20 protein-coding genes are annotated in these 20,305 nt (G+C 56.2%); all 20 read right to left on the bottom strand.

The features are described from left to right. Position 1: 1 nt before the first annotated feature. A complete protein-coding gene (locus tag QEP11_RS05760; protein WP_284335689.1) occupies positions 2–511 on the bottom strand; it encodes a hypothetical protein in 510 nt (169 codons plus the stop codon). A 200-nt stretch (positions 512–711) separates the two neighbouring features. After that, the gene (gene glnA / locus QEP11_RS05755; protein ID WP_284335688.1) at positions 712–2,127 is read right to left on the bottom strand and encodes a type I glutamate--ammonia ligase; all 1,416 of its coding nucleotides are present in this window, start codon (positions 2,125–2,127) and stop codon (positions 712–714) included. Between the two features lie 300 nt (positions 2,128–2,427). After that, the gene (locus tag QEP11_RS05750; RefSeq protein ID WP_284335687.1) at positions 2,428–3,249 is read right to left on the bottom strand and encodes an EI24 domain-containing protein; all 822 of its coding nucleotides are present in this window, start codon (positions 3,247–3,249) and stop codon (positions 2,428–2,430) included. A 215-nt stretch (positions 3,250–3,464) separates the two neighbouring features. Beyond that, a complete protein-coding gene (locus tag QEP11_RS05745; protein WP_284335686.1) occupies positions 3,465–3,989 on the bottom strand; it encodes a phosphoribosyltransferase in 525 nt (174 codons plus the stop codon). 56 nt (positions 3,990–4,045) lie between these two features. After that, positions 4,046–5,422, bottom strand: a complete 1,377-nt coding sequence (locus QEP11_RS05740; protein ID WP_284335685.1) for an adenylosuccinate synthase — start codon at positions 5,420–5,422, stop codon at positions 4,046–4,048. Between the two features lie 30 nt (positions 5,423–5,452). Then, entirely contained in the window at positions 5,453–6,601 is a 1,149-nt protein-coding gene (locus QEP11_RS05735) for an ATP phosphoribosyltransferase regulatory subunit (protein WP_284335684.1), read from the bottom strand. A gap of 90 nt (positions 6,602–6,691) precedes the next feature. Then, positions 6,692–6,883 (bottom strand): DUF2065 domain-containing protein, encoded by a 192-nt coding sequence (locus QEP11_RS05730; protein WP_284335683.1) that lies wholly within the window; start codon positions 6,881–6,883, stop codon positions 6,692–6,694. Between the two features lie 52 nt (positions 6,884–6,935). Further along, positions 6,936–7,829, bottom strand: a complete 894-nt coding sequence (gene hflC, locus QEP11_RS05725) for a protease modulator HflC (protein ID WP_284335682.1) — start codon at positions 7,827–7,829, stop codon at positions 6,936–6,938. An 11-nt stretch (positions 7,830–7,840) separates the two neighbouring features. Next, complete coding sequence (gene hflK, locus QEP11_RS05720) at positions 7,841–9,199, bottom strand: FtsH protease activity modulator HflK (protein WP_284335681.1); 1,359 nt, start codon at positions 9,197–9,199, stop codon at positions 7,841–7,843. Positions 9,200–9,269: 70 nt separating this feature from the next. Beyond that, on the bottom strand, positions 9,270–10,478 hold the full coding sequence (gene hflX, locus QEP11_RS05715; protein ID WP_284335680.1) for a GTPase HflX: 1,209 nt from the start codon (positions 10,476–10,478) through the stop codon (positions 9,270–9,272). Positions 10,479–10,533: 55 nt separating this feature from the next. Continuing rightward, positions 10,534–10,788: an RNA chaperone Hfq gene (hfq, locus tag QEP11_RS05710; RefSeq protein WP_284335679.1), complete on the bottom strand. Its 255-nt coding sequence runs from the start codon at positions 10,786–10,788 to the stop codon at positions 10,534–10,536. 116 nt (positions 10,789–10,904) lie between these two features. Beyond that, entirely contained in the window at positions 10,905–12,239 is a 1,335-nt protein-coding gene (der, locus tag QEP11_RS05705) for a ribosome biogenesis GTPase Der (RefSeq protein WP_284335678.1), read from the bottom strand. 13 nt (positions 12,240–12,252) lie between these two features. Continuing rightward, positions 12,253–13,347: an outer membrane protein assembly factor BamB gene (bamB, locus tag QEP11_RS05700; RefSeq protein WP_413788687.1), complete on the bottom strand. Its 1,095-nt coding sequence runs from the start codon at positions 13,345–13,347 to the stop codon at positions 12,253–12,255. Between the two features lie 71 nt (positions 13,348–13,418). Then, positions 13,419–14,099 carry a YfgM family protein gene (locus tag QEP11_RS05695; RefSeq protein WP_284335676.1) on the bottom strand — a complete coding sequence of 227 codons (681 nt, stop codon included), beginning with the start codon at positions 14,097–14,099 and terminating at the stop codon, positions 13,419–13,421. Positions 14,100–14,117: 18 nt separating this feature from the next. After that, positions 14,118–15,416, bottom strand: a complete 1,299-nt coding sequence (gene hisS, locus QEP11_RS05690; RefSeq protein WP_284335675.1) for a histidine--tRNA ligase — start codon at positions 15,414–15,416, stop codon at positions 14,118–14,120. A gap of 125 nt (positions 15,417–15,541) precedes the next feature. Further along, positions 15,542–16,813: a flavodoxin-dependent (E)-4-hydroxy-3-methylbut-2-enyl-diphosphate synthase gene (gene ispG / locus QEP11_RS05685; protein WP_284335674.1), complete on the bottom strand. Its 1,272-nt coding sequence runs from the start codon at positions 16,811–16,813 to the stop codon at positions 15,542–15,544. Positions 16,814–16,816: 3 nt separating this feature from the next. Continuing rightward, positions 16,817–17,803 carry a RodZ domain-containing protein gene (locus tag QEP11_RS05680; RefSeq protein WP_284335673.1) on the bottom strand — a complete coding sequence of 329 codons (987 nt, stop codon included), beginning with the start codon at positions 17,801–17,803 and terminating at the stop codon, positions 16,817–16,819. Further along, entirely contained in the window at positions 17,796–18,626 is an 831-nt protein-coding gene (locus tag QEP11_RS05675; RefSeq protein ID WP_284335672.1) for a tetratricopeptide repeat protein, read from the bottom strand. The genes QEP11_RS05680 and QEP11_RS05675 overlap by 8 nt, the downstream gene beginning before the upstream one ends. Positions 18,627–18,658: 32 nt before the next feature. After that, positions 18,659–19,780 (bottom strand): dual-specificity RNA methyltransferase RlmN, encoded by a 1,122-nt coding sequence (gene rlmN, locus QEP11_RS05670; protein ID WP_284335671.1) that lies wholly within the window; start codon positions 19,778–19,780, stop codon positions 18,659–18,661. Between the two features lie 93 nt (positions 19,781–19,873). Further along, positions 19,874–20,299, bottom strand: a complete 426-nt coding sequence (ndk, locus tag QEP11_RS05665) for a nucleoside-diphosphate kinase (RefSeq protein WP_284335670.1) — start codon at positions 20,297–20,299, stop codon at positions 19,874–19,876. Positions 20,300–20,305 lie beyond the last annotated feature (6 nt).

The raw sequence follows: 20,305 nt of genomic DNA, 5'->3' as shown, positions 1-20,305 counted from the left end.
ATCAGCCGCCAGAATGACGTGACAACTCACGCTGAATCCCGGCTACATCGGCTTCCTGTCTGGCGATACTGGCTTTCAGAGCTTCCACCCGCTCATTGAACACCTGCGGATTACGCAACTCCAGGGCAGTCTTGATGGGGTTGCCATCGTTGTATTCAGCTTTCAAGGCGTTGAGCTTGTCCTGCGCCTTGCTCAGCTCACTTTGCAAGATGGCACGCGCATCGTTATCGCGTGCCTTTTGCTGCTCAGGATCCACCTGCACTGACCGGTTGCTGGCAGCAGGCTTGGGACTTGTGCTTGATGGTGCCTTGGCAGCAGGCTTGGCTTCACCTGTATTCACCACCGTGACATGACCGCCCTCCACAACCTGGCAATTGCGCTGCTTGGCGATTGCAGCACTGTTGGTGTACTCATTGCCACAGCGGTAGATGCGCTCCTGCGCCACGGCATTACTCAAGGCAGCAATACCCGCTGCCAAGCAACAACTCACCAGCACAATCTTTTGTTTCATTTCTATGCCCCTATCCAATACTGAACGTTGTGAAGCGTACATGAGCTAGTTCACGTCATGGGTGCATTTTGCAATGCAGCACTTCACTTGTCCTTGATTATTCCGACAAGGCATTCGTTGGCTTCTACAAAAAAGGCAGCCCTGAGGCTGCCCATTTGCACATCTGCAGACGGCACCAGCTTGTGCTGGCACCTTGCAAATTACAGCGAATAGTACATATCGTATTCAACGGGGTGTACAGACTGTCGATAGCGCGTCACTTCGCCCATCTTCAGCTCGATATAGGCGTCAATCATGGAGTCACTGAACACGCCACCCTTGGTCAGGAACGCGCGGTCTGCGTCCAAAGCTTCCAGCGCCTGATCCAGACTGTGGCACACGGTAGGCACCAACTTGTCTTCTTCTGGAGGCAGGTGGTAGAGATCCTTGGTGGCAGCTTCGCCGGGGTGAATCTTGTTTTCCACGCCATCCAGACCAGCCATCAACAGCGCTGCGAAGCCCAGGTAGGGGTTCATCAGAGGATCTGGGAAGCGCGCTTCAACACGGCGCCCCTTGGGATTGCTCACGTAAGGAATACGGATGGAAGCAGAACGGTTCTTGGCCGAGTAAGCCAGCTTCACAGGTGCTTCAAAGCCGGGAACCAGGCGCTTGTACGAGTTGGTGCCGGGGTTGGTGATGGCGTTCAGTGCACGTGCGTGCTTGATGATGCCACCGATGTAGTACAGGGCAAAGTCGGACAGACCGGCATAGCCGTCGCCAGCGAACAGATTCTTGCCATCCTTCCACACAGACTGGTGCACGTGCATGCCCGAGCCGTTGTCGCCAGAGTAAGGCTTGGGCATGAAAGTCGCGGTCTTGCCGTAGGTGTTGGCGACGTTCCAGATCACGTATTTCTGCAACTGTGTCCAGTCAGCGCGCTCCACCAGAGTGGAAAAACGGGTGCCCAGCTCATTTTGGCCAGCACCTGCCACTTCGTGGTGGAACACTTCGACAGGAATACCCAAGGACTCCAAGATCAGAGACATCTCGGCACGCATATCCTGTGTACTGTCAACCGGAGGCACAGGGAAATAGCCACCCTTGACACGAGGGCGGTGACCACGGTTACCGCCTTCAAACTTGGTGCCAGTGTTCCATGGTGCTTCGTATTCTTCGATTTCGAAGAAGGGGTTATGAGCTTCGGTGCCCCAGCGCACGCCATCAAAGATGAAGAATTCTGGCTCGGGACCGAAATATGCGGTATCACCCAGACCAGAAGCCTTCAGGTAGGCTTCAGCGCGCTTGGCCACAGAGCGTGGATCGCGGTCATAGGCCTTGCCATCACCGGGCTCGATCACATCACACTGCAAGATCAGCGTGGTTTCTTCAAAGAAGGGGTCAATGTTGGCGGTGTTGGGATCGGGCATCAACAGCATGTCCGAAGCTTCAATACCCTTCCAACCTGCAACCGACGAACCGTCGAAAGCGTGGCCTGATGTGAACTTGTCATCATCAAAATGCGAGATTGGCACAGTGACGTGCTGCTCCTTGCCACGGGTATCAGTGAAGCGCAGGTCAACAAACTTGACCTCGTTCTCCTTCACTAGGTTCATCACATCTGCAACGGTCTTAGCCATCAGGTTCTCCTGGAAAAGCGCTTCATAGAAAGTACGCATTAAGCAAAGCAGTTTGTGTGCCAGCTTTTAGCTGTCACGCCGATGCGCTTGCCATAAGCATAAAGCCATGAAGTACATGACTTCATGGCTTTTGTTGATGATTCACCATTTTGGTGCACATCTGACAAACCCTAGCGAGTTCGTCATATCGGCACCATTTTAGTTCGCCAGAACACACCAAATTGGTGCAATCGACTATCTCGCTATTTGATTGCACCAATTGGTTCAAAACATACAGCAAGCCCGCGTCCCCACGACTGCTTATGGTGCGAACGATGCCTCTTTGTTGCCCGCGCTTGCACGCAAGCTATACAGCGCCGCCAAACCATAGTGCGCAAACCACAGCGAGGAAAAGGCAAAAACCAGCGCATAAATCCACACCGCAATGGGAATCAAAATCCAGAACGCAGCTGCAAACACAATGCCCGAAGCCCACACCAAGCTCGGCGCTGCGCCAATATAGCCACATACCACCCCCATCAGAATCAAGCGATATCGGTGTACTTCCAAAATAGCTTGTCGCTCTGCCTTGCTGGCGTGCTCAGCCAAAGCATCAAAAGTCATCACCCGGTACGTCAGCCAGCCCCAAATCAACGGAGGCAAAACCAAAATCAGAGGTGGCACCAGCCACAGAGGCACCGACAGCAATAACACCATGAGCGCAACAGCAGTGGAACTCAGTGCCCAGAGTGCACTGCTTACCCAGCCTCCCCCACGCTTGCGCTGTAAGTGAGGAAAGCGACGCTCAGCCACCAGTTCCACCATTTTGGGCGTCATGACCACCGCCACAATAGCCAGCGCAATCATGATGACAATGGGACTAACCACCAGCACAACGGTCACAGCGGCCGCCACCGCGCTGGCTGTAGCCGTCGCTGAGCCCATCCAGCTCCACAGCCACTGCAGCCAGCTGGCACGCTCGAGCCAGGACTGCACGATAGTCACAGCCCCATCCCACCAGAAAATGCCGACAAGCAACCCCATCAAGGCCACCAGCAACAGAGGAAACAAAGACCATGCGATGACCTTGCCACGCAGGCAATCGGCCAGTGCACGCCACAGGGCATCAAACATCATTTGCATGCCAGCAAGCATAACGAAGCTGATTGACCTGCATATGCATAGCCATAAGGACTATCAGCCCATCTGGAAAAACAGCATGCCAAATAAATATTCATAGAGTTTCAAAACCGAACGTTTTTCATTTTGATGCGCACGTTGAATGCAGGCTCGAATCCCTGCGCAAGCATAAAAAAAGGAGCCGCACGGACTCCTTTTTAGGTGGACACAAGCTGCAATTACAGCTTCCACTTCTCCATCAGCTTCTCTGGCGAGAGATTGTCATAGCCTTCAAAGGGCTGATGAATCCAGGGGTTGGTTGGCAGATCTTCCACCGAGTAATCAGCCTTGAAGGACGAAACACCCTTGGTCCAGATCACGGCAGTGCGCAATTCAGTGATGGGCGCGTAGTTTTCCTTAAGGCGCTTGACCACCGCGTTCAGCGTTACGCCTGTATCAGCCAGATCATCCACCAGCAGCACGCGGCCAGCAATCTCGCCCTTGGGGGTGGCGATGAATCGCCCAATGTCCAGATGACCCTGCACCTTGCCAGCTTCGGCACGGTAAGAGCTGGTGGACATGATGGCCAGCGGCTTGTCAAAAATTCGGCTCAAGATATCACCAGGGCGCAGGCCACCACGTGCCAAGCACAAAATGGTGTCGAATTCCCAGCCAGACTGGTGAATCTTCAAGGCCAGCTTTTCGATCAAGCCGTGGTATTCGTCGTAACTGACGTACAGGTGCTTGCCGTCTTCAGTCAACATGTGTTGTTCCTGTCTTAATGTCTTCGCGAGGAGCGTGTTAATAAAGGCAGTACTGTTTAAGCAGCTGCGTAAGGGTTTTGCATCAAGATGGTGTGATCGCGGTCAGGGCTGGTCGACACCATCGCAATAGGCACACCAGTCACTTCTTCGATGCGCTGCAGATAACGCTGGGCGTTCACTGGCAACTTGTTGTAGTCGACCACACCCACGGTCGAGTCGGTCCAGCCGGGAATCGATTCGTAGATGGGCTTGCAACGCTCGATATCGTCAGCACCCAAAGGCAGGATGTCAATCTTCTGGCCATCCAGCTCGTAGCCCACGCACAGTTGCAGCTCTTCAATACCGTCCAGCACGTCCAGCTTGGTGATGCACAGGCCCGACAGGCCATTGATCTGCGCCGAGCGCTTGAGCAATGCGGCGTCAAACCAGCCACAGCGGCGCGAGCGACCGGTAGTCACGCCCTTTTCAGCGCCCACGGTGGACATGATGTAGCCAGGAGTACCTTCCTTTTCCCACTCCAGCTCGGTAGGGAATGGTCCGCCGCCCACGCGGGTGCAGTAAGCCTTGGTGATGCCCAGAATGTAGTGCAGCATGCCTGGGCCAACGCCCGCGCCAGCAGCAGCATTGCCTGCCACGCAGTTGGACGATGTCACATAGGGATAGGTGCCATGATCCACGTCCAGCAACGTGCCTTGTGCACCTTCAAACAGCAAATTGGCGCCAGCAGCATGTGCATCGTTGAGTTCACGCGACACATCGGCAATCATGGGCTTGAGCAGCTGCGCATGGCGCATGGCTTCTTCGTACATCACGTCGAACTGCACTTGCCCATCCTTGATGTAAGGCTTGAGCGCATCGGCAAATTCGAACTTCTTGGAGCCCAGCACCTCCACCAGAATGTGGTTGTGCAGATTCAACAGTTCGCGCAGCTTGGTCGCAAAGCGCTCTGGGTGCTTGAGGTCTTGCACACGCAATGCACGGCGTGCAATCTTGTCTTCATACGCAGGGCCAATGCCCTTGCCGGTGGTACCGATCTTTTGCACCCCGCCTTGTTCGCGGGCAGCTTCACGCGCCACGTCCAATGCTTGATGGAAAGGCAAGATCAAGGGGCAGGCTTCCGACACGCGCAGGCGATCACGCACCGAAACACCCGCCTTTTCCAGGCCTTCAATTTCCTCAAACAACTTGCCCACGGACAAGACCACACCGTTGCCGATGTAGCATTTCACGCCCGAACGCATGATGCCGCTTGGAATCAGGTGCAGCGCAGTCTTCACGCCATTGATCACCAATGTGTGACCGGCATTGTGGCCGCCTTGGAAGCGCACCACACCTTGGGCACTCTCGGTCAGCCAGTCGACCAATTTACCCTTGCCTTCGTCGCCCCATTGGGTACCGACGACGACCACGTTGCGACCTTTGGTTGCTTTCATAATCTCAAATCCGATGAATTGAAAAATGCCTTAAACGGCTTGCACGACCCATTGCCCGGCGCTTTGCACCAGTGCTCGGTCGCAGTGGAATTCGTCCACCTCGCTCTCATGCCCGGGAAGCACGCACACCACGGTCTCGCCTTGCGCGCGCAATTGCGCGATGGCAGAACTCAGCTGTGCATCATTGCCCCAGGGAGCGCGGATGGCCGCTCGCAGCGGACGCGATGGCACCACCGATACCAATTGCTTGATATCCAGTGAGAAGCCCGCCGCAGGGCGGTTGCGTCCAAAAACGGCACCCACTTCATCGTAACGACCACCACGCACCAGCGCATCGCTGGCACCGGGGGCGTACACCGCAAAGCGCGTGCCACTGTAGTAAGAATAGCCACGCAGATCCGCCAGATCGAACGTCACATTCGTCTGGGGAAACTGCGATGCAAACCACCTCAAATGCTGCAGCACATGTTGCGCACCCGGGGTGCGGGCCAAAGCCTTTTCGGCCTCGTCCAGCACCTGTGCATCGCCATACAGTTGCAGCAATGCCATCAGGCCTTCGCTCGAAGCCTGGGGGAAATTTTTGGTCAGTTCCGCCAGGCTGGTTGCATCTTTGGCAGCCAATGCAGCATGCACTTTTTGCAACACGGAAGAGTCGACCATCACGCCCGCCAGCAAGCTGCGCACAATGCGCACATCGGCCAGATCCACTGTGTAATCTTGCACGCCAGCACCTTGCACGCAGGCGAGCGCCAGGCTCAAAGCCTCAAAGTCGGCTTCCGGGCCTTCGTGGCCATAGATTTCTGCGCCAAACTGCAAAGGCTCGCGCGTTGCACGTGGACGATCCGGCGCAGCATGCAGCACAGGGCCGCAATAGCACAGACGCGTAACACCTTGTCGGTTGAGCAAGTGGGCATCAATACGCGCCACTTGCTGCGTCATGTCCGCCCGCAAACCCAGGGAGCGGCCAGAAATCTGGTCAACCAACTTGAAAGTCTGCAGGTTCAGTGCTTCACCCGTGCCGGTGAGCAAAGATTCCAGGTACTCCAAGAGCGGAGGCATGACCAATTCATACCCATAGCTGCGTGCCGTATCGAGTAATCCTCGACGCAACTCTTCGATGTGCCGAGCCTCGGAAGGCAAAACATCGGCGATGTGATCCGGCAGGACCCAAGCGGACATGGAAAAAAGGGGGAGGCTGTTAAAAACGTGATTCTATCGGCTATCGCCGTCCTGCCCTAACAAAGGCTTAAGGCCTAGACATGAAACACGTTATTTCAGCAGCCACAGCAAAGCCAGACCGACTGCGATACAGAGCAGCCCGACAAAACGGATCTGACCATCACGCAATGCCAGCAGTTGGGAGAACATCTCACGCCAGCCCTTGGGTGAGATAAACGGGAAAAGGCCCTCAATGACCAAAACCAAGGCCAAGGCAGCCCACCAAGAGATTTGTGTTTCCATGGCGGTGAGCTTACCTTGGCCTTAATAAGGGCAGCAAGAAAGTTGGATCTACTTAATTGCTGGAGCCACTGCCGCTGCTGCGGTAGGACTTAAAGAACTCCGAACTGCTAGGGTCTACCAGCATCACATCACCCTTGTTCGCAAAGCTGGCCTTGTAAGCGTCCAGACTGCGATAGAACTTGGCAAACTGCGGATCCTGCCCAAAAGCTTCTGCATAGGTTTTAGCGGCTTGCGCATCACCTTCACCCTTGATCTTCTGCGCGTCACGGTAGGCGTTGGCCACCGTGATTTCACGCTGACGGTCCGCTTCCGCTCGGATCTTTTCGCCTTCCGCAGCACCGGTCGAACGCAGTTCATTGGCCACGCGCTTGCGCTCTGCCTCCATACGGCGATAGACCGACTCGGTAATGGTTTCCGCGTAATCCACACGTGTAATGCGCACGTCCACCACATCCACACCCCAAGGCTTGCCACCTGATACGGCATTCAGCACTTCTTGCTTGACGTCGGCCATCAAGGTATCACGCTTGGTCGAGAGCAATTCGCGCACAGTGCGCTTGTTCACTTCTTCCTGAAAAGCATTGCGCACCACACGATTGAGCTGCATGGCACCTGCACTTTCATCCAGGCCCACATTACGTATGTATTCCTGTGGGTCCGAGATGCGCCAGCGCACATACCAGTCGATCACCACGCGCTGCTTTTCTGCCGTCAACATGGGCTCGGTGTCACTGCTATCGAGTGTCAGCAAACGCTTGTCGATATAGCGCACATTCTGAAATGGGGGCGGCAACTTGAAGTTCAGTCCTGGCTCGGTGATCACGCTCTTGATTTGACCCAAGGCATAGACCACACCGAACTGGCGCTGATCCACCACAAAGAGCATGGAGCTCAACAATGCCAACACCACCAACAGGCTAGAGGCAATAAATCCAACTCTGTTCACAACAGATCTCCTCAGCGGGACTCGCGTTCACGCGAACGGCTGGCGTCGCGCACGCGGGAATCAACGGGGGTAGCGGGCACAGCCGTGCTGCCTGACGTTTGCGCACGCGCTGCAGCATCCTGTGCTGGCTGCGGTGCCGCAGCACCAGCGCTTTGCATGATCTTGTCCAGTGGCAAGTACAGCAGGTTCGAGCCCTGGCGGGAATCCACCAGCACCTTGGTCACGTTGCTGTACACCTCTTGCATGGCCTCGGTATACAAACGATCACGCGTGACTTGCGGAGCCTTCTTGTACTCAGCCAGCAAAGAGCTAAAGCGCTGCGCATCACCCTCTGCTTGCGCAGCAATACGCTCACGATAGGCTTCGGCTTCTTCCTTCAGGCGCGCTGCCGTACCCGTAGCGCGAGGAATCACGTCGTTGGCATAGGCCTGTGCTTCGTTCTTGGCACGCTCACGCTCCTGGCCAGCTTTGAGCACATCGTCAAACGCAGCCTGCACCTGCTCGGGCGGACGCACGCCGCCTTGCTGCATATTGATGCCCACCACTTCCACACCAACTTTGTAGCGATCCAGAATGGTCTGCATCAGATCACGCACCCGAGGCGCAATCTGGTCACGCTCCTCTGCAAGCGCCGTATCCATCTTCATCTTGCCCACTACTTCGCGCACAGCAGTTTCAGCTGCCTGCACGACGGCAACGTCCGGGTTCTTGCTTTCAAACAACCAGGCACGCGCATCGCTCAAGCGGTACTGCACGGCGAATTTGATTTCGACGATGTTCTCGTCTTCCGTCAACATCGCCGACTCACGCAAGCCTGTGCTCTTGATGATGGTGTCACGCCCCACATCCACCGAGCGGATTTGCGAGACATACACCAGTTCATGGTTTTGGATGGGATAGGGCACACGCCAGTTAAAACCGGCACCCACCGTGGAGTGGTACTTGCCGAACTGGGTGATCACTGCCTGCTGACCTTCTTGCACAATGAAGAAGCCCGTCCCCAGCCAGATCAGCACGGCAATGCCAGCGATCACGCCGACGCCAATGCCTGCGCTCTTCATTTCAGGGGGCTGCGAATTACCACCACGCGGCCCTTGCGGTGGTTTCCCTCCAAACAAGCCGGAAAGCTTGCGGTTGAGGTCACGCCACAACTCATCCAGATCAGGAGGTTGACCCGCCTGATTGTTTTGACCACGAGAAGGTGGCGGAGAAGAAGGCGGTGGCGCGGGACGATCAGAATCTGGGCGCTGCTCGCCCTCCCCTGCATTGTTGTCCTCTCCACGGCCCCAGCGGGGATCATTCAGATTGAACATTCCCCGCAAGCGTTCTGGCAGCACTGCCCAGCGAGGGGCGCGATTCAGGAAATTCATGCGAAAAGTCTCAATTGGTATAGCTATGAACCATAGCGCATTGTGCCCAAATGTTGGATAAGCACATTGCTCAATCGTCGTAGTCTTCAGGGGACATTGGTATGGACAGTGAATCCTCATCACTGCCCCCACTCGTCACATCGTCAGGTGCATTGCGTGCCGCAATGGCTGCATCAGCCAAAATCTGACGCAGCTGCTGCAATCCGTCGCCACTGCGTGCACTGACGAAAACACGTGGCACTGCTACCCCATCAACTTCATAAGTGTCCTGCAGTACTGTGGGCATTCGCGCTGGAGGCAAAGCATCGAGCTTGTTGAAAACCAGCACCTGCGGGATTCCCAGGGCATCGATTTCACCAAGTACCTTGCGCACTTGATCCATCTGCTCTGGGAAAGTTTCGTTGGAGGCATCCACCACATGCAGCAGCAAATCGGCATCGACTGCTTCTTGCAACGTAGCCTGAAATGCTTCCACCAAACCGTGGGGCAAGTCGCGAATAAAACCCACTGTATCGGACAGCGATACCGACATACCCGCCTCACTCAGATACAGCTGGCGTGTAGTCGTATCCAACGTTGCAAACAACTGGTCGGCTGCGTAAGCACGCGCTTTGACCAAAGCATTGAACAAGGTGGATTTGCCTGCATTGGTGTAGCCCACCAATGAGATGTTGAATACATCTCGGCGTTCACGCTGGCGGCGTTGGGTCTGGCGCTGCTTTTTGACTTTTTGCAGCTTGTCCTTGGTGCGCTTGATCGCGTCAGCAATCATGCGTCGGTCCAGCTCAATCTGCTTTTCACCGGGGCCACCACGGCCGCCAATACCACCCATCTGCCGCTCCAGGTGGGTCCAGCGACGAACCAGGCGTGTGCTGATGTACTGCAAACGTGCAAGTTCCACCTGCAACTTGCCTTCATGGCTGCGCGCACGCTGGGCAAAAATTTCCAGGATCAGCAAGGTGCGGTCGTTGACCGGCATTTCCATGTGCCGCTCGAGATTGCGCTGTTGTGCCGGACTGAGTGCTTGGTCAAACAAGACCTCGCGCGCTCCATGCATCTGCGCGAGCATGCGAATCTCATCAGCCTTGCCACTGCCCACAAAAAGGGCCGCGTCAGGGGCTTTGCGTTTACAGGTAATACGTGCCACGGGGTCTAGACCAGCGGTTTGCGCCAGCAAGCCCAGCTCTTCAAGCTCGGTGTCGAAGTGTGGAAGTCCAAAATCAACGCCCACCAAAACAACAGGTGTGGCGCTCGGGGAAGATGCCGCGTTGACGCTCATGCAAGCACCTCCCCCACCCTGCACGGTTGCACAGGGAAGGGATTAGTCAGCAGTTTCAAGCGGCTGGTGCCTCGTTGTCGTTGTTGTCTGCCATGTTGAAGTTCACGGCGCGGCCAGGAACAATGGTCGATATGGCGTGCTTGTAGACCATCTGTGTCACTGTATTGCGCAGCAACACGACGTACTGGTCAAAAGACTCGATTTGGCCTTGGAGCTTGATGCCGTTGACCAAATAAATGGAAACGGGCACATGCTCGCGACGCAGTGCGTTCAGGAAAGGATCTTGCAGGAGTTGGCCTTTATTGCTCACGATATTCTCCGTGTTCGGAAATGTTGTTGTAAACCGACACCTTACCACAGCGCCTTTTTTGCCCTCTTCCCCGCTGGGATTCGTGCATACAACCGCTGTGGTGATGACTTCCCGTCTCAGTCGGTGTAGGGGTTGTGGGAAGTCTTGAACTCGATACGTAGTGGCGTACCCACCAAATCAAACTCTTTGCGGAAACGCCCTTCCAGGAAACGCTTGTAAGCGTCAGTGATATGTTCCACAGAATTTCCGTGAATCACGATCACTGGAGGATTCATACCGCCCTGGTGCGCATAGCGCGGTTTGGGTCGATAAGCACCCACCTTCTTAGGTGTTTGATACTGCACGGCCTCCATGAGCACCCGTGTGAGTACGGGTGTAGGCATCTTGCAGGTTGCAGCCTTGTGCGCTTGCACGATGGATGCCCACAGCGGCCCCAGGCCCTGTCGCTTGGTGGCAGAAATGAAGTGCAAGGCGGCGAACTTCAAAAAACCCAGACGGGTTTCAATGGCTCGCTCCACCATCTGACGCTGATAGTCATCTACTGCATCCCACTTGTTCACCGCCACCACAACGGCACGACCACTTTCCAGTACATAGCCCGCAATGTGGGCATCCTGGTCGGTCACACCTTCGGTGGCATCGATCAGCAGCAGAACCACGTTGGCATCTTCGATCGCTTGCAGTGTCTTGACCACTGAGAACTTTTCAATGGCTTCAAAAACTCGGCCTTTGCGACGCAAGCCTGCAGTATCGATCAGCTCAAACTTCTGACCGTTACGCTCAAACGGCACAGAGATGGCATCACGCGTGGTACCAGGCATATCGAAGGCCACCAGACGCTCTTCACCCAGCCAAGTGTTGATGAGTGTGGATTTGCCTGCATTCGGGCGTCCTGCCAATGCCAGACGCACAGGACGTGCTTCTACGTCTTCAATGGTTTCTTCATCGGGATCAGGCAGCTGCAACGGCTCCAGCGCCAGATCCACCAAACCACGCACACCTTGACCATGCGCTGCCGAGACTGGGTAGACTTCGCCCAGGCCCAGCTCATAGAACTCGGCCAGCTGTGTGCCCGCTTTCATGCCTTCGGCCTTGTTGGCCACCAGCACGCAGGGCTTGCCCAGGCGGCGCAGGTAGTTGGCAATGTCGTGATCCTGTGCGGACAAACCGTCCCGCGCATCAACCACGAACACCACCACATCGGCTTCTGCCACAGCCTGGCGGGTCTGCTTGGCCATCTCCTTGAAGATGCCCTTGGACGCATCAGGCTCAAAACCGCCCGTGTCAATCACAATGTACTCGTGCTTGCCCTGGCGCCCCTGCCCGTAATGACGGTCGCGCGTCAAGCCTGCAAAGTCTGCAACGATTGCGTCGCGTGACTTCGTCAGTCTGTTAAACAAGGTCGATTTGCCCACATTGGGCCGCCCGACGAGGGCAATAACTGGCTTCATTCGAAAAATTCTGTCAATCGGGGCGGAAACCGTAAACGCCGCCACCCCGTGTCACGACCACCAACGTATCGGCAGCCACTACTGGTGCCATAGCCACACCAGTTCCATCTGTTGTCAATCGGTTCAGGTGAGCCCCATCTTTTTTAGACAGCAGGTGCACCAGACCTGTTTCATCCGCGGTGACCACCGCACGGCCCAGCACCAGCGGCGCTGTCAGCTTACGGTGCTGGAAGCGGTCAACCGACCAACGCTTTTCACCGTCCATCAAGTTCCACGCCTGCACAATGCCGTTGCTCTCTGTGCCATACACGTACTCTGCATCAGCTGCAATTCCCACTGCTCCCTTGGCAGTTTGCGCCCAGCCTGTACGACCGACATTGGCATCCACACATCCCACAGAAGCCTGGAATGCACGTGCACACACGGCGTTGCCCACACGGGCAGCAGGGCCCACCAAATCGACCAAGCGCTCCACGTCATTGGTTCCACGTGGCGAAGCCAAAGGGGCCTCCCACTCCACGTTACCGTGATCAGGATTGAGTGCCACCAAACGACCCGACAGACCTGCCAGCAGTGTGTTGCCGTAAGGTATCAGCACCCCTTGCTGGCGCAGTACCAAAGGCTCACCTTCACGCTTTTGGGTCCACAGATGGGCGCCGTTCTGCGCATCAAAGGCGCTGACCGAGCGGTCTGCTGTCAGTACGAATACACGGCCACCTCCCACCAACGGTGCGGTAAACGACGAGGCACCAAGCTTTTTGCTCCAGAGCTTGTTGCCCGCCTCCAGCACCACCAGTTCATTGCCCGTGGTGACAACTGCGGCCATACGACCATCAGCGCCCACGCCGGTTTGCAGGGTCTTGCCTGCCTGTCCACGCCAGTTTTCGCGGCCATTGGCAGCATTCAAGCTCACCACGGTGCCATCTGCAGCAGCCACAACCACGGTATCGCCCTGAACATGCGCATGCACATTCACATCTTTGACAGAAGGAATGCTCAGCTTCCACGCCTGGCGCACAGGCAAGTTCACCACATTGGGACCCAGATCAGCAGGCTTGGGAGCCTTGCTTGAGCCAAACCACGCACAACCGCCCAAGGCCACCACCATGGCTGTTGCCAGCACCGTGCGTTGCGCAGTCGTCCAAAAACGAGAACCCTTAAGTTGTTGTGCGTTGCGATTCACTGATTTGTCTCCGTCGAATTTGTGGTGCCAGATTGTGTGGTGGTGACGCCCAGTGCATTGAGCTTAAAGCCCACGAGAGCGCGGTAATCCACTTGTGGATCCATCAATTTCCAGGCCTCTTGGTAGGCTGCCACAGCCTCCGCAGTCTTGCCTTGCTGTTGCAGCACATCACCCAGCCGATCTGCAGCCAAGCCCTTGAACTCGTTCGGGAAGCTGCTGCGCAACAAGGAGGCAGCGCCGTCCAGGTCCTTGTCTTCCATCAGCACTGCCGCCAAACGCAGCTTGGCCGTGGCTTGGTAGCCCTCATCCTTGGTATTGTCCACAGCCCATTGCAAAGCAGCCTTGGCTTCGGGCAGCTTGCCAGCATTCACTGCCGACTGCGCTACCAGCAAAGCCGCATGTCCCGCTTGCAAAGTGCCCTTGTAATCCGCTTTAACGGTCTCAAACGCTTGTGCAACGCGAGCCTGGTCCCCGCTTTCCACAGCAACGGCAACCACATCGGCCAAGGCTGAAGCCTGTATTGCTTGACGCTGCTGCCAGTACTGGTACCCATTCCAAGCAGCGAAACCAGCCATGACCACGACGGCCAAGCCTGTAATAGGTGTTCCCCACTTGTTCCAGAAGTGCTTGATCTGATCAAGTTGCTCTTGTTCTTCGAGGTCGAGATGCGTTGCCATATCTGGTTTTTTGAAAAATTAAGCGTTCAATTGTAGGGTGTGCGCCCAAGTGGCCACATCGTTCAGTGATTGCAGCACCTGCTCACCACCTTGACCATCACGCAGCGACTTCACCGTCACCTTGCCTTGAGCCAGCTCATCGCCTCCAAAGATCAGGGCGAAACGCGCACCGGATGCATCGGCTTTCTTGAACTGGGACTTCATGGAGCCCATGCCTTCGGCGCCAGCGGTATGCATCTGCGCACGCACACCAGCTTCTCGCAGTTGCTGGAGTGTGCGCAGCACCACGGGCATCGATGCAGCGTCAGGAACAATCGCGTAAGCATCCAGTGGGGGCTCTGGGATGGCAGTGCCCAGCTCTTTGACCAGCTCCAGCACACGCTCCACCCCCAGCGCCCAGCCCACGGCTGGAGCAGGTTTGCCACCGACTTGCTCGATCAGATAGTCATAGCGGCCACCAGCACAGATAGTGCCCTGTGAGCCCAACAAATCAGTCACGAACTCAAATACCGAAAGGTTGTAGTAATCCAGACCTCGCACCAGACGGGGATTGACCGTCCACGGTACCCCATTGGCATCCAAGATGGCTTTCAGCCCTTCAAAGTGCGCCAGGGATGCCTCGCCCAGGTAGTCCAGCAACTTGGGCGCTGCATTCACCATCTCTTGCATCGCAGGATTCTTGGTGTCCAGCACGCGCAGCGGGTTGCTGTACATGCGACGCTTCGCTTCATCGTCCATCACATTGGTGTGCTGCTCCAGATAGGCGATCAGCGCCTCCCGATGAGCCTTGCGCTCTTCGGGCTGACCCAAGCTGTTAATTTCCAGGCGCCACTGGGTCAAGCCCAGGCGCTTCCACAGTGACACGGCCAGCATGATCAGTTCCGCATCCACGTCAGGACCGGCAAAACCCAGGGCTTCGGCACCAATCTGATGGAACTGGCGATAGCGGCCACGTTGAGGGCGCTCATGGCGGAACATGGGGCCCATGTACCACATGCGCTTGCCCCCGTCGTAGAGCAAATTGTTTTCAATGGTGGCACGCACCAGGCTGGCCGTACCTTCTGGGCGCAGCGTCAGCTTCTCGCCGTTGAGCTTGTCTTCAAAGGAGTACATCTCCTTTTCCACAATATCCGTCACCTCACCAATGCCGCGCACAAACAGCTGCGTGTGTTCGACGATGGGAGTGCGCACATTGCGGTAGGCAAAGCGGCCCATCAGGTCACGCACCTGTGCTTCCAGCCACTCCCAACGTACGGAGTCCGCGGGAAGAATATCGTTCATGCCTTTGACGGCGGAGAGTTTTTCTGTCTTTGCCACTTCTCAGATCTCACCAAAATGCAGCCCTGCATGGAAACAGACTGCTTGTGCCTGCATTACGCCCTACTCCCGTCTGTCGATCCAGCAGACACACAGGGAGTACGCACAGTCAGGCACTGTTTGAATTAAGCACCAGCACCCCAACGGCGCTGCACGTAGGACTCGACAATGCCCTGAAATTCCTGCGCAATGCCTTCGCCGCGCAGCGTCATGGCTTTTTCGCCATCGATGAAAACAGGGGCCGCTGGTGCTTCGCCATTGCCAGGCAAGCTGATGCCGATATCTGCATGCTTGCTTTCGCCTGGGCCATTCACGATGCAACCCATCACAGCCACCTTCATGGATTCCACACCAGGATATTTCATACGCCACACAGGCATCTGACCGCGCAAATAATCATCAATCTGCTTTGCCAGTTCTTGAAAGGTCGTACTGGTGGTGCGGCCACAACCGGGGCACGCCGTCACACTGGGCACAAACACACGCAGCCCCAGGGACTGCAGGATTTCCGAAGCCACCACCACCTCTTGCGTACGCGCTTCGCCGGGCTGCGGTGTGAGCGAGACACGAATCGTGTCGCCAATGCCTTCTTGCAGCAACACGGACAATGCCGCCGTTGATGCCACAGTGCCCTTGGTGCCCATGCCCGCCTCGGTCAGCCCCAGGTGCAACGCATAGTCGCAGCGGCGCGCCAATTCGCGGTACACGGAGATGAGGTCCTGCACACCGCTGACCTTGCACGACAAAATGATATTGTCTGGATTCAGCCCCATGCTCTTTGCCAATTCTGCGGAGCTGATGGCTGAGGTGATCAGCGCTTCGTACATCACCTGACGGGTCTGCCAGGGATCAGCACGGCGCGAGTTCTGATCCATCAGCTCGGCCATGATTTCCTGGTCCAGCGAGCCCCAGTTGACACCAATGCGCACGGCCTTGTCGTACTTGGCCGCAATTTCGATCATCTGACCAAACTGCTTGTCCTTTTTATCGCCCTTGCCCACATTGCCAGGGTTGATGCGGTATTTGGACAGCGCCTCGGCACACGCAGGATAGTCCGTCAACAAACGATGGCCGTTGTAGTGGAAGTCCCCCACCAGCGGTACGTATTCACCCATGCGATCCAGTTGCTCGCGGATGTAGGGCACAGCCGCTGCAGCTTCTGGTGTATTCACCGTAATACGCACCATCTCCGAACCAGCTTGTGCCAGTTGACGCACCTGAATGGCTGTTTCCACAGCGTCCACTGTGTCGGTATTGGTCATGGATTGCACGCGCACGGGTGCGTCGCCACCTACAGTGACGATATTGTTGCGCCACACCACGCGAGCCTGGCGGCTCTTGCGGGGCAAAGGCGCGGCAATCGCGATGGGCGACGCCTGGAATGTGTTGTCAGACACTTTTTACTTCACCTCGAATCGGGCCACATTGTTTCTGGCCGAAGCGGCCAAATCCAATGCAGCGCCATCAATCTCCAGCTTTGTGGCACCGGCATTACCCACGACCACATACAGAGCTTGGCCAGCCACGGTCTCTTCATAGACATCACCGGCCTTCAAAATCTTTTCCATCAGCACCTTGCGCTGTGCATCGCGCACCTGAATCCACGATTCGCCTGTAGCGGTGAAGCGCAAGACACGGCCATTAGCCGTGCTGGCCGCAGCAGCTTCAGTTGTCACAACTGCATCCTGCACTGCAGGCGAGGCTCCAGCAGTTGCCTCGACTTGAGAGCGCTCAGCAGCAACATCTGTTGCAGGAGCCGCCTCCTGAGATGGCTCCACCATGGGCAAGACAGCCTGCTGGGGCACTGTTTCTGATGAGGAAGCTACTGGCTCTGCAGGCAGCAGAGGCTCAAACAACGGCATACCCGGATTGTGATCCGGCGATGTTGCAGCCGTTGCTGGGCTTTCTTCTTGCGCATCCCATTGGGGCAGAAAATACAACCCCGCGCCTCCGGCAACTGCGATCAGCACTGCTGCCGCCACCTTGACAATATTGCCAGAGCCACCACCGTGTGACGAGGACATCATTGAATGCAGCGACTTCTCTTTGAACGGCGTATTGATGCCTTCAGGGTTGGGCGCCAGCTTCGCACCTTCGTATTTGGGCAAACCCGCCAAAACTGGCTCGGAAGGAATGTGCAGCAGGCGGCATACACTCAAAGCCAAGGAACGAGTGAAAACCGAGTCCGTCAGGACATCCCAGCGATCTTCTTCCAGTGCCTGCAATTTGTATGCTGGCACTTTCAGAGTCGAAGCAACCGTCTCCAATGACATTCGCTGCTGTTCGCGCGCCTGGCGCAGCAACAGTCCTGCTCCACCGTTCGTCTGCGGCGATTCAGTGTTGCTGCTGCTCTGCTCCTGTGCGCTACCCACCCCCACCTCAGTCATCAAAAGCTCCCTGCTCAAACCGTTGCCATTCCTTGGAATCAGGGAATCGCTTATGCAATTGGTCAGCCAGCTGACGCATGGCCACGCGATCACCCAGGCTACGCTCTACCTTGATACCCAACCATAGTGACTGCGCGGAAGCCCACTGACCATTATTGACTCGCCGCACATAAAAACGTGCGCGCTCTGCATTACCTTGTGCATGCAATACTTCGGCAAAATTGTAGGCAATTGCAGGGTTGCCAGGCTCTATTTCATGCGCTTTTTCTAACGCCTGTAATGCTGCGTCTGCCTGGCCTGCTTGGCGAAGGCACACGCCCTTGGCCAACCAGATGCGAGAAACAGACTGACCACTGCTGCGCGGCGCAGCCAGGGCTGCATCAAGGTTGCGGTCTGCCACAGCGAACTGTTTTTGCTGGCATTGCAACCATCCCAGGTTATACAAAGTTTCCGCATCACCAGGCCGCAGTGCCAAAGCCTGCACAAAGCTCTCGTTGGCAGCCTTGTAGTCCTGCAAGCTCATATGAATCCAGCCCTTGAGGTTGAACGCATCAACATAACGCGGGTAGGCTTGCAAAGACTGGGCGACTTCCCCAAGTGCAACCTCCGCACGGCCTTCTTCAAAATACATGGCGGCCAGTTGCAGGCGCGTCTTGGCCAGCCGATGCAGCTCCGTTTCCGCAGCGGAGCCGGATATCGCTTCCGGTGGTGTCACCGAGCCCGTGCTTGCACATCCAGCCAAAATGCATGCGGCAACCAGCCCTCCCATAGCCCAGCGGGCTTTGCTCACTAACTGCCTGATGGGAATGAATGGTGTTGGCATATGCATCCTTGTAAGACCTTGCAGATCAACCGTTAAGAAATAGGTGTCAGCGGTATGGTACGTTGCTTGGCCATGCGTTCTGCTGCACGGGTTCGATCTTTCACATCCCCTGCCAATTGACCGCATGCCGCATCGATATCATCACCCCGTGTCTTGCGCACTGTGGTCACGATACCCGCATCACTGAGCGCCTTCGCAAACGCTGCCACCGCCGCATTGGTAGAGCGTAACAAGCCAGAGGCCGGAAATGGATTGAACGGAATCAAGTTCAGCTTGCACCAAGGCTTGCCCTTGCCATATTTCCGGATCAAGTCAATGAGCTGCTGCGCGTGCTCCGGCTGGTCGTTCACACCGTCAAGCATGCAGTACTCGAATGTGATGAAGTCGCGCGGCGCAAACTCCAGATAGCGAATGCAAGCCTGCATCAGCTCATCAAGAGGGTACTTCTTATTCAGTGGTACCAGATTTTCACGCAGCGGATCATTGGGTGCGTGTAGCGATACCGCCAAAGCCACGGCGCAGTCCTGCGACAGGCGATCCATCATTGGCACAACACCCGAGGTTGACACCGTCACGCGGCGACGTGACAAGCCATAGGCATGGTCATCCAGCATGGTGCGCAGTGCGGGCACCAAGGCAGAGTAATTCTGCATGGGTTCGCCCATGCCCATCATTACCAGATTGGTAATGACACGCTCGTCAGTCTTGAGGTGTTTTCGCAAGAAGTGCTCGGCAAACCATAGCTGAGCCATGATTTCGCCGGTGGTCAGATTGCGGCTGAAGCCTTGGTGGCCCGTGGAGCAAAAACGGCATCCCACCGCGCAACCTGCCTGCGAAGAGACACACAGCGTGCCGCGGTCATCTTCGGGAATGAATACAGACTCCACAGCATTGCCGTCACCCACATCAAACAGCCACTTGATCGTGCCATCCTGGGATTCATGCTGGGTAATCACGGGCAGACCCTCAATATGAGCCTGGCCTTTGAGCTTTTCACGCAGCGATTTGGCCAGATCGGTCATCTGGTCAAAGTCACTGGCGCCGCGTTGGTGAATCCAACGGAAAAGCTGTGTGGCGCGAAAACGCTTTTCCCCCAGCGACTCGCAATACGCGGTCAGCCCCTGAAGGTCAAAATTCAAAAGATTCGTGGTCATATTTTTTTTTACCCCGGACCACTTACAAGGCAGCACTCCCATGCATGGGGTGCCGCCGTAACAGCAAGCACGGCCAGCATGGGAGACATGGTATTAACGTGCGTAGACGTTCATGCCAGGGAAGAAGAAAGCCACTTCAACAGCAGCAGTTTCAGGGGCGTCCGAGCCGTGCACAGCGTTGGCGTCGATGCTGTCAGCAAAGTCAGCGCGTATGGTGCCAGCTTCTGCCTTCTTGGGATCGGTAGCGCCCATCAGTTCGCGGTTCTTCAGGATAGCGCCTTCGCCTTCCAGAACTTGGATCATTACGGGACCGGAGATCATGAACTCAACCAGGTCCTTGAAGAAAGGACGCTCAGCGTGCACAGCGTAGAACTGCTCAGCTTCTTGGCGCGACAGGTGCACCAGCTTGGCTGCAGCGATCTTCAGGCCAGCGCCTTCAAAACGGCTGTAGATTTGGCCAATTACGTTCTTGGCAACTGCGTCAGGCTTGATGATGGAGAGTGTGCGTTCGATAGCCATTTGGTT

Origin of the sequence: Comamonas halotolerans (assembly GCF_030162935.1) — a bacterium.
GTDB lineage: Bacteria > Pseudomonadota > Gammaproteobacteria > Burkholderiales > Burkholderiaceae_C > Comamonas > Comamonas halotolerans.
The sequence above is the reverse complement of the archived record's forward strand: the minus strand, read 5'-3'. Positions and strand labels throughout refer to the sequence as shown.

Coding starts and splice junctions, on each gene's coding strand:
- QEP11_RS05760 (WP_284335689.1), bottom strand. CDS start 511: ATGAAACAAAAGATTGTGCTGGTGAGTTGTTGCTTGGCAGCGGGTATT.
- glnA (WP_284335688.1), bottom strand. CDS start 2,127: ATGGCTAAGACCGTTGCAGATGTGATGAACCTAGTGAAGGAGAACGAG.
- QEP11_RS05750 (WP_284335687.1), bottom strand. CDS start 3,249: ATGCAAATGATGTTTGATGCCCTGTGGCGTGCACTGGCCGATTGCCTG.
- QEP11_RS05745 (WP_284335686.1), bottom strand. CDS start 3,989: ATGTTGACTGAAGACGGCAAGCACCTGTACGTCAGTTACGACGAATAC.
- QEP11_RS05740 (WP_284335685.1), bottom strand. CDS start 5,422: ATGAAAGCAACCAAAGGTCGCAACGTGGTCGTCGTCGGTACCCAATGG.
- QEP11_RS05735 (WP_284335684.1), bottom strand. CDS start 6,601: ATGTCCGCTTGGGTCCTGCCGGATCACATCGCCGATGTTTTGCCTTCC.
- QEP11_RS05730 (WP_284335683.1), bottom strand. CDS start 6,883: ATGGAAACACAAATCTCTTGGTGGGCTGCCTTGGCCTTGGTTTTGGTC.
- hflK (WP_284335681.1), bottom strand. CDS start 9,199: ATGAATTTCCTGAATCGCGCCCCTCGCTGGGCAGTGCTGCCAGAACGC.
- hflX (WP_284335680.1), bottom strand. CDS start 10,478: ATGAGCGTCAACGCGGCATCTTCCCCGAGCGCCACACCTGTTGTTTTG.
- der (WP_284335678.1), bottom strand. CDS start 12,239: ATGAAGCCAGTTATTGCCCTCGTCGGGCGGCCCAATGTGGGCAAATCG.
- bamB (WP_413788687.1), bottom strand. CDS start 13,347: ATGGTGGTGGCCTTGGGCGGTTGTGCGTGGTTTGGCTCAAGCAAGGCT.
- QEP11_RS05695 (WP_284335676.1), bottom strand. CDS start 14,099: ATGGCAACGCATCTCGACCTCGAAGAACAAGAGCAACTTGATCAGATC.
- QEP11_RS05680 (WP_284335673.1), bottom strand. CDS start 17,803: ATGACTGAGGTGGGGGTGGGTAGCGCACAGGAGCAGAGCAGCAGCAAC.
- QEP11_RS05675 (WP_284335672.1), bottom strand. CDS start 18,626: ATGCCAACACCATTCATTCCCATCAGGCAGTTAGTGAGCAAAGCCCGC.
- rlmN (WP_284335671.1), bottom strand. CDS start 19,780: ATGACCACGAATCTTTTGAATTTTGACCTTCAGGGGCTGACCGCGTAT.
- ndk (WP_284335670.1), bottom strand. CDS start 20,299: ATGGCTATCGAACGCACACTCTCCATCATCAAGCCTGACGCAGTTGCC.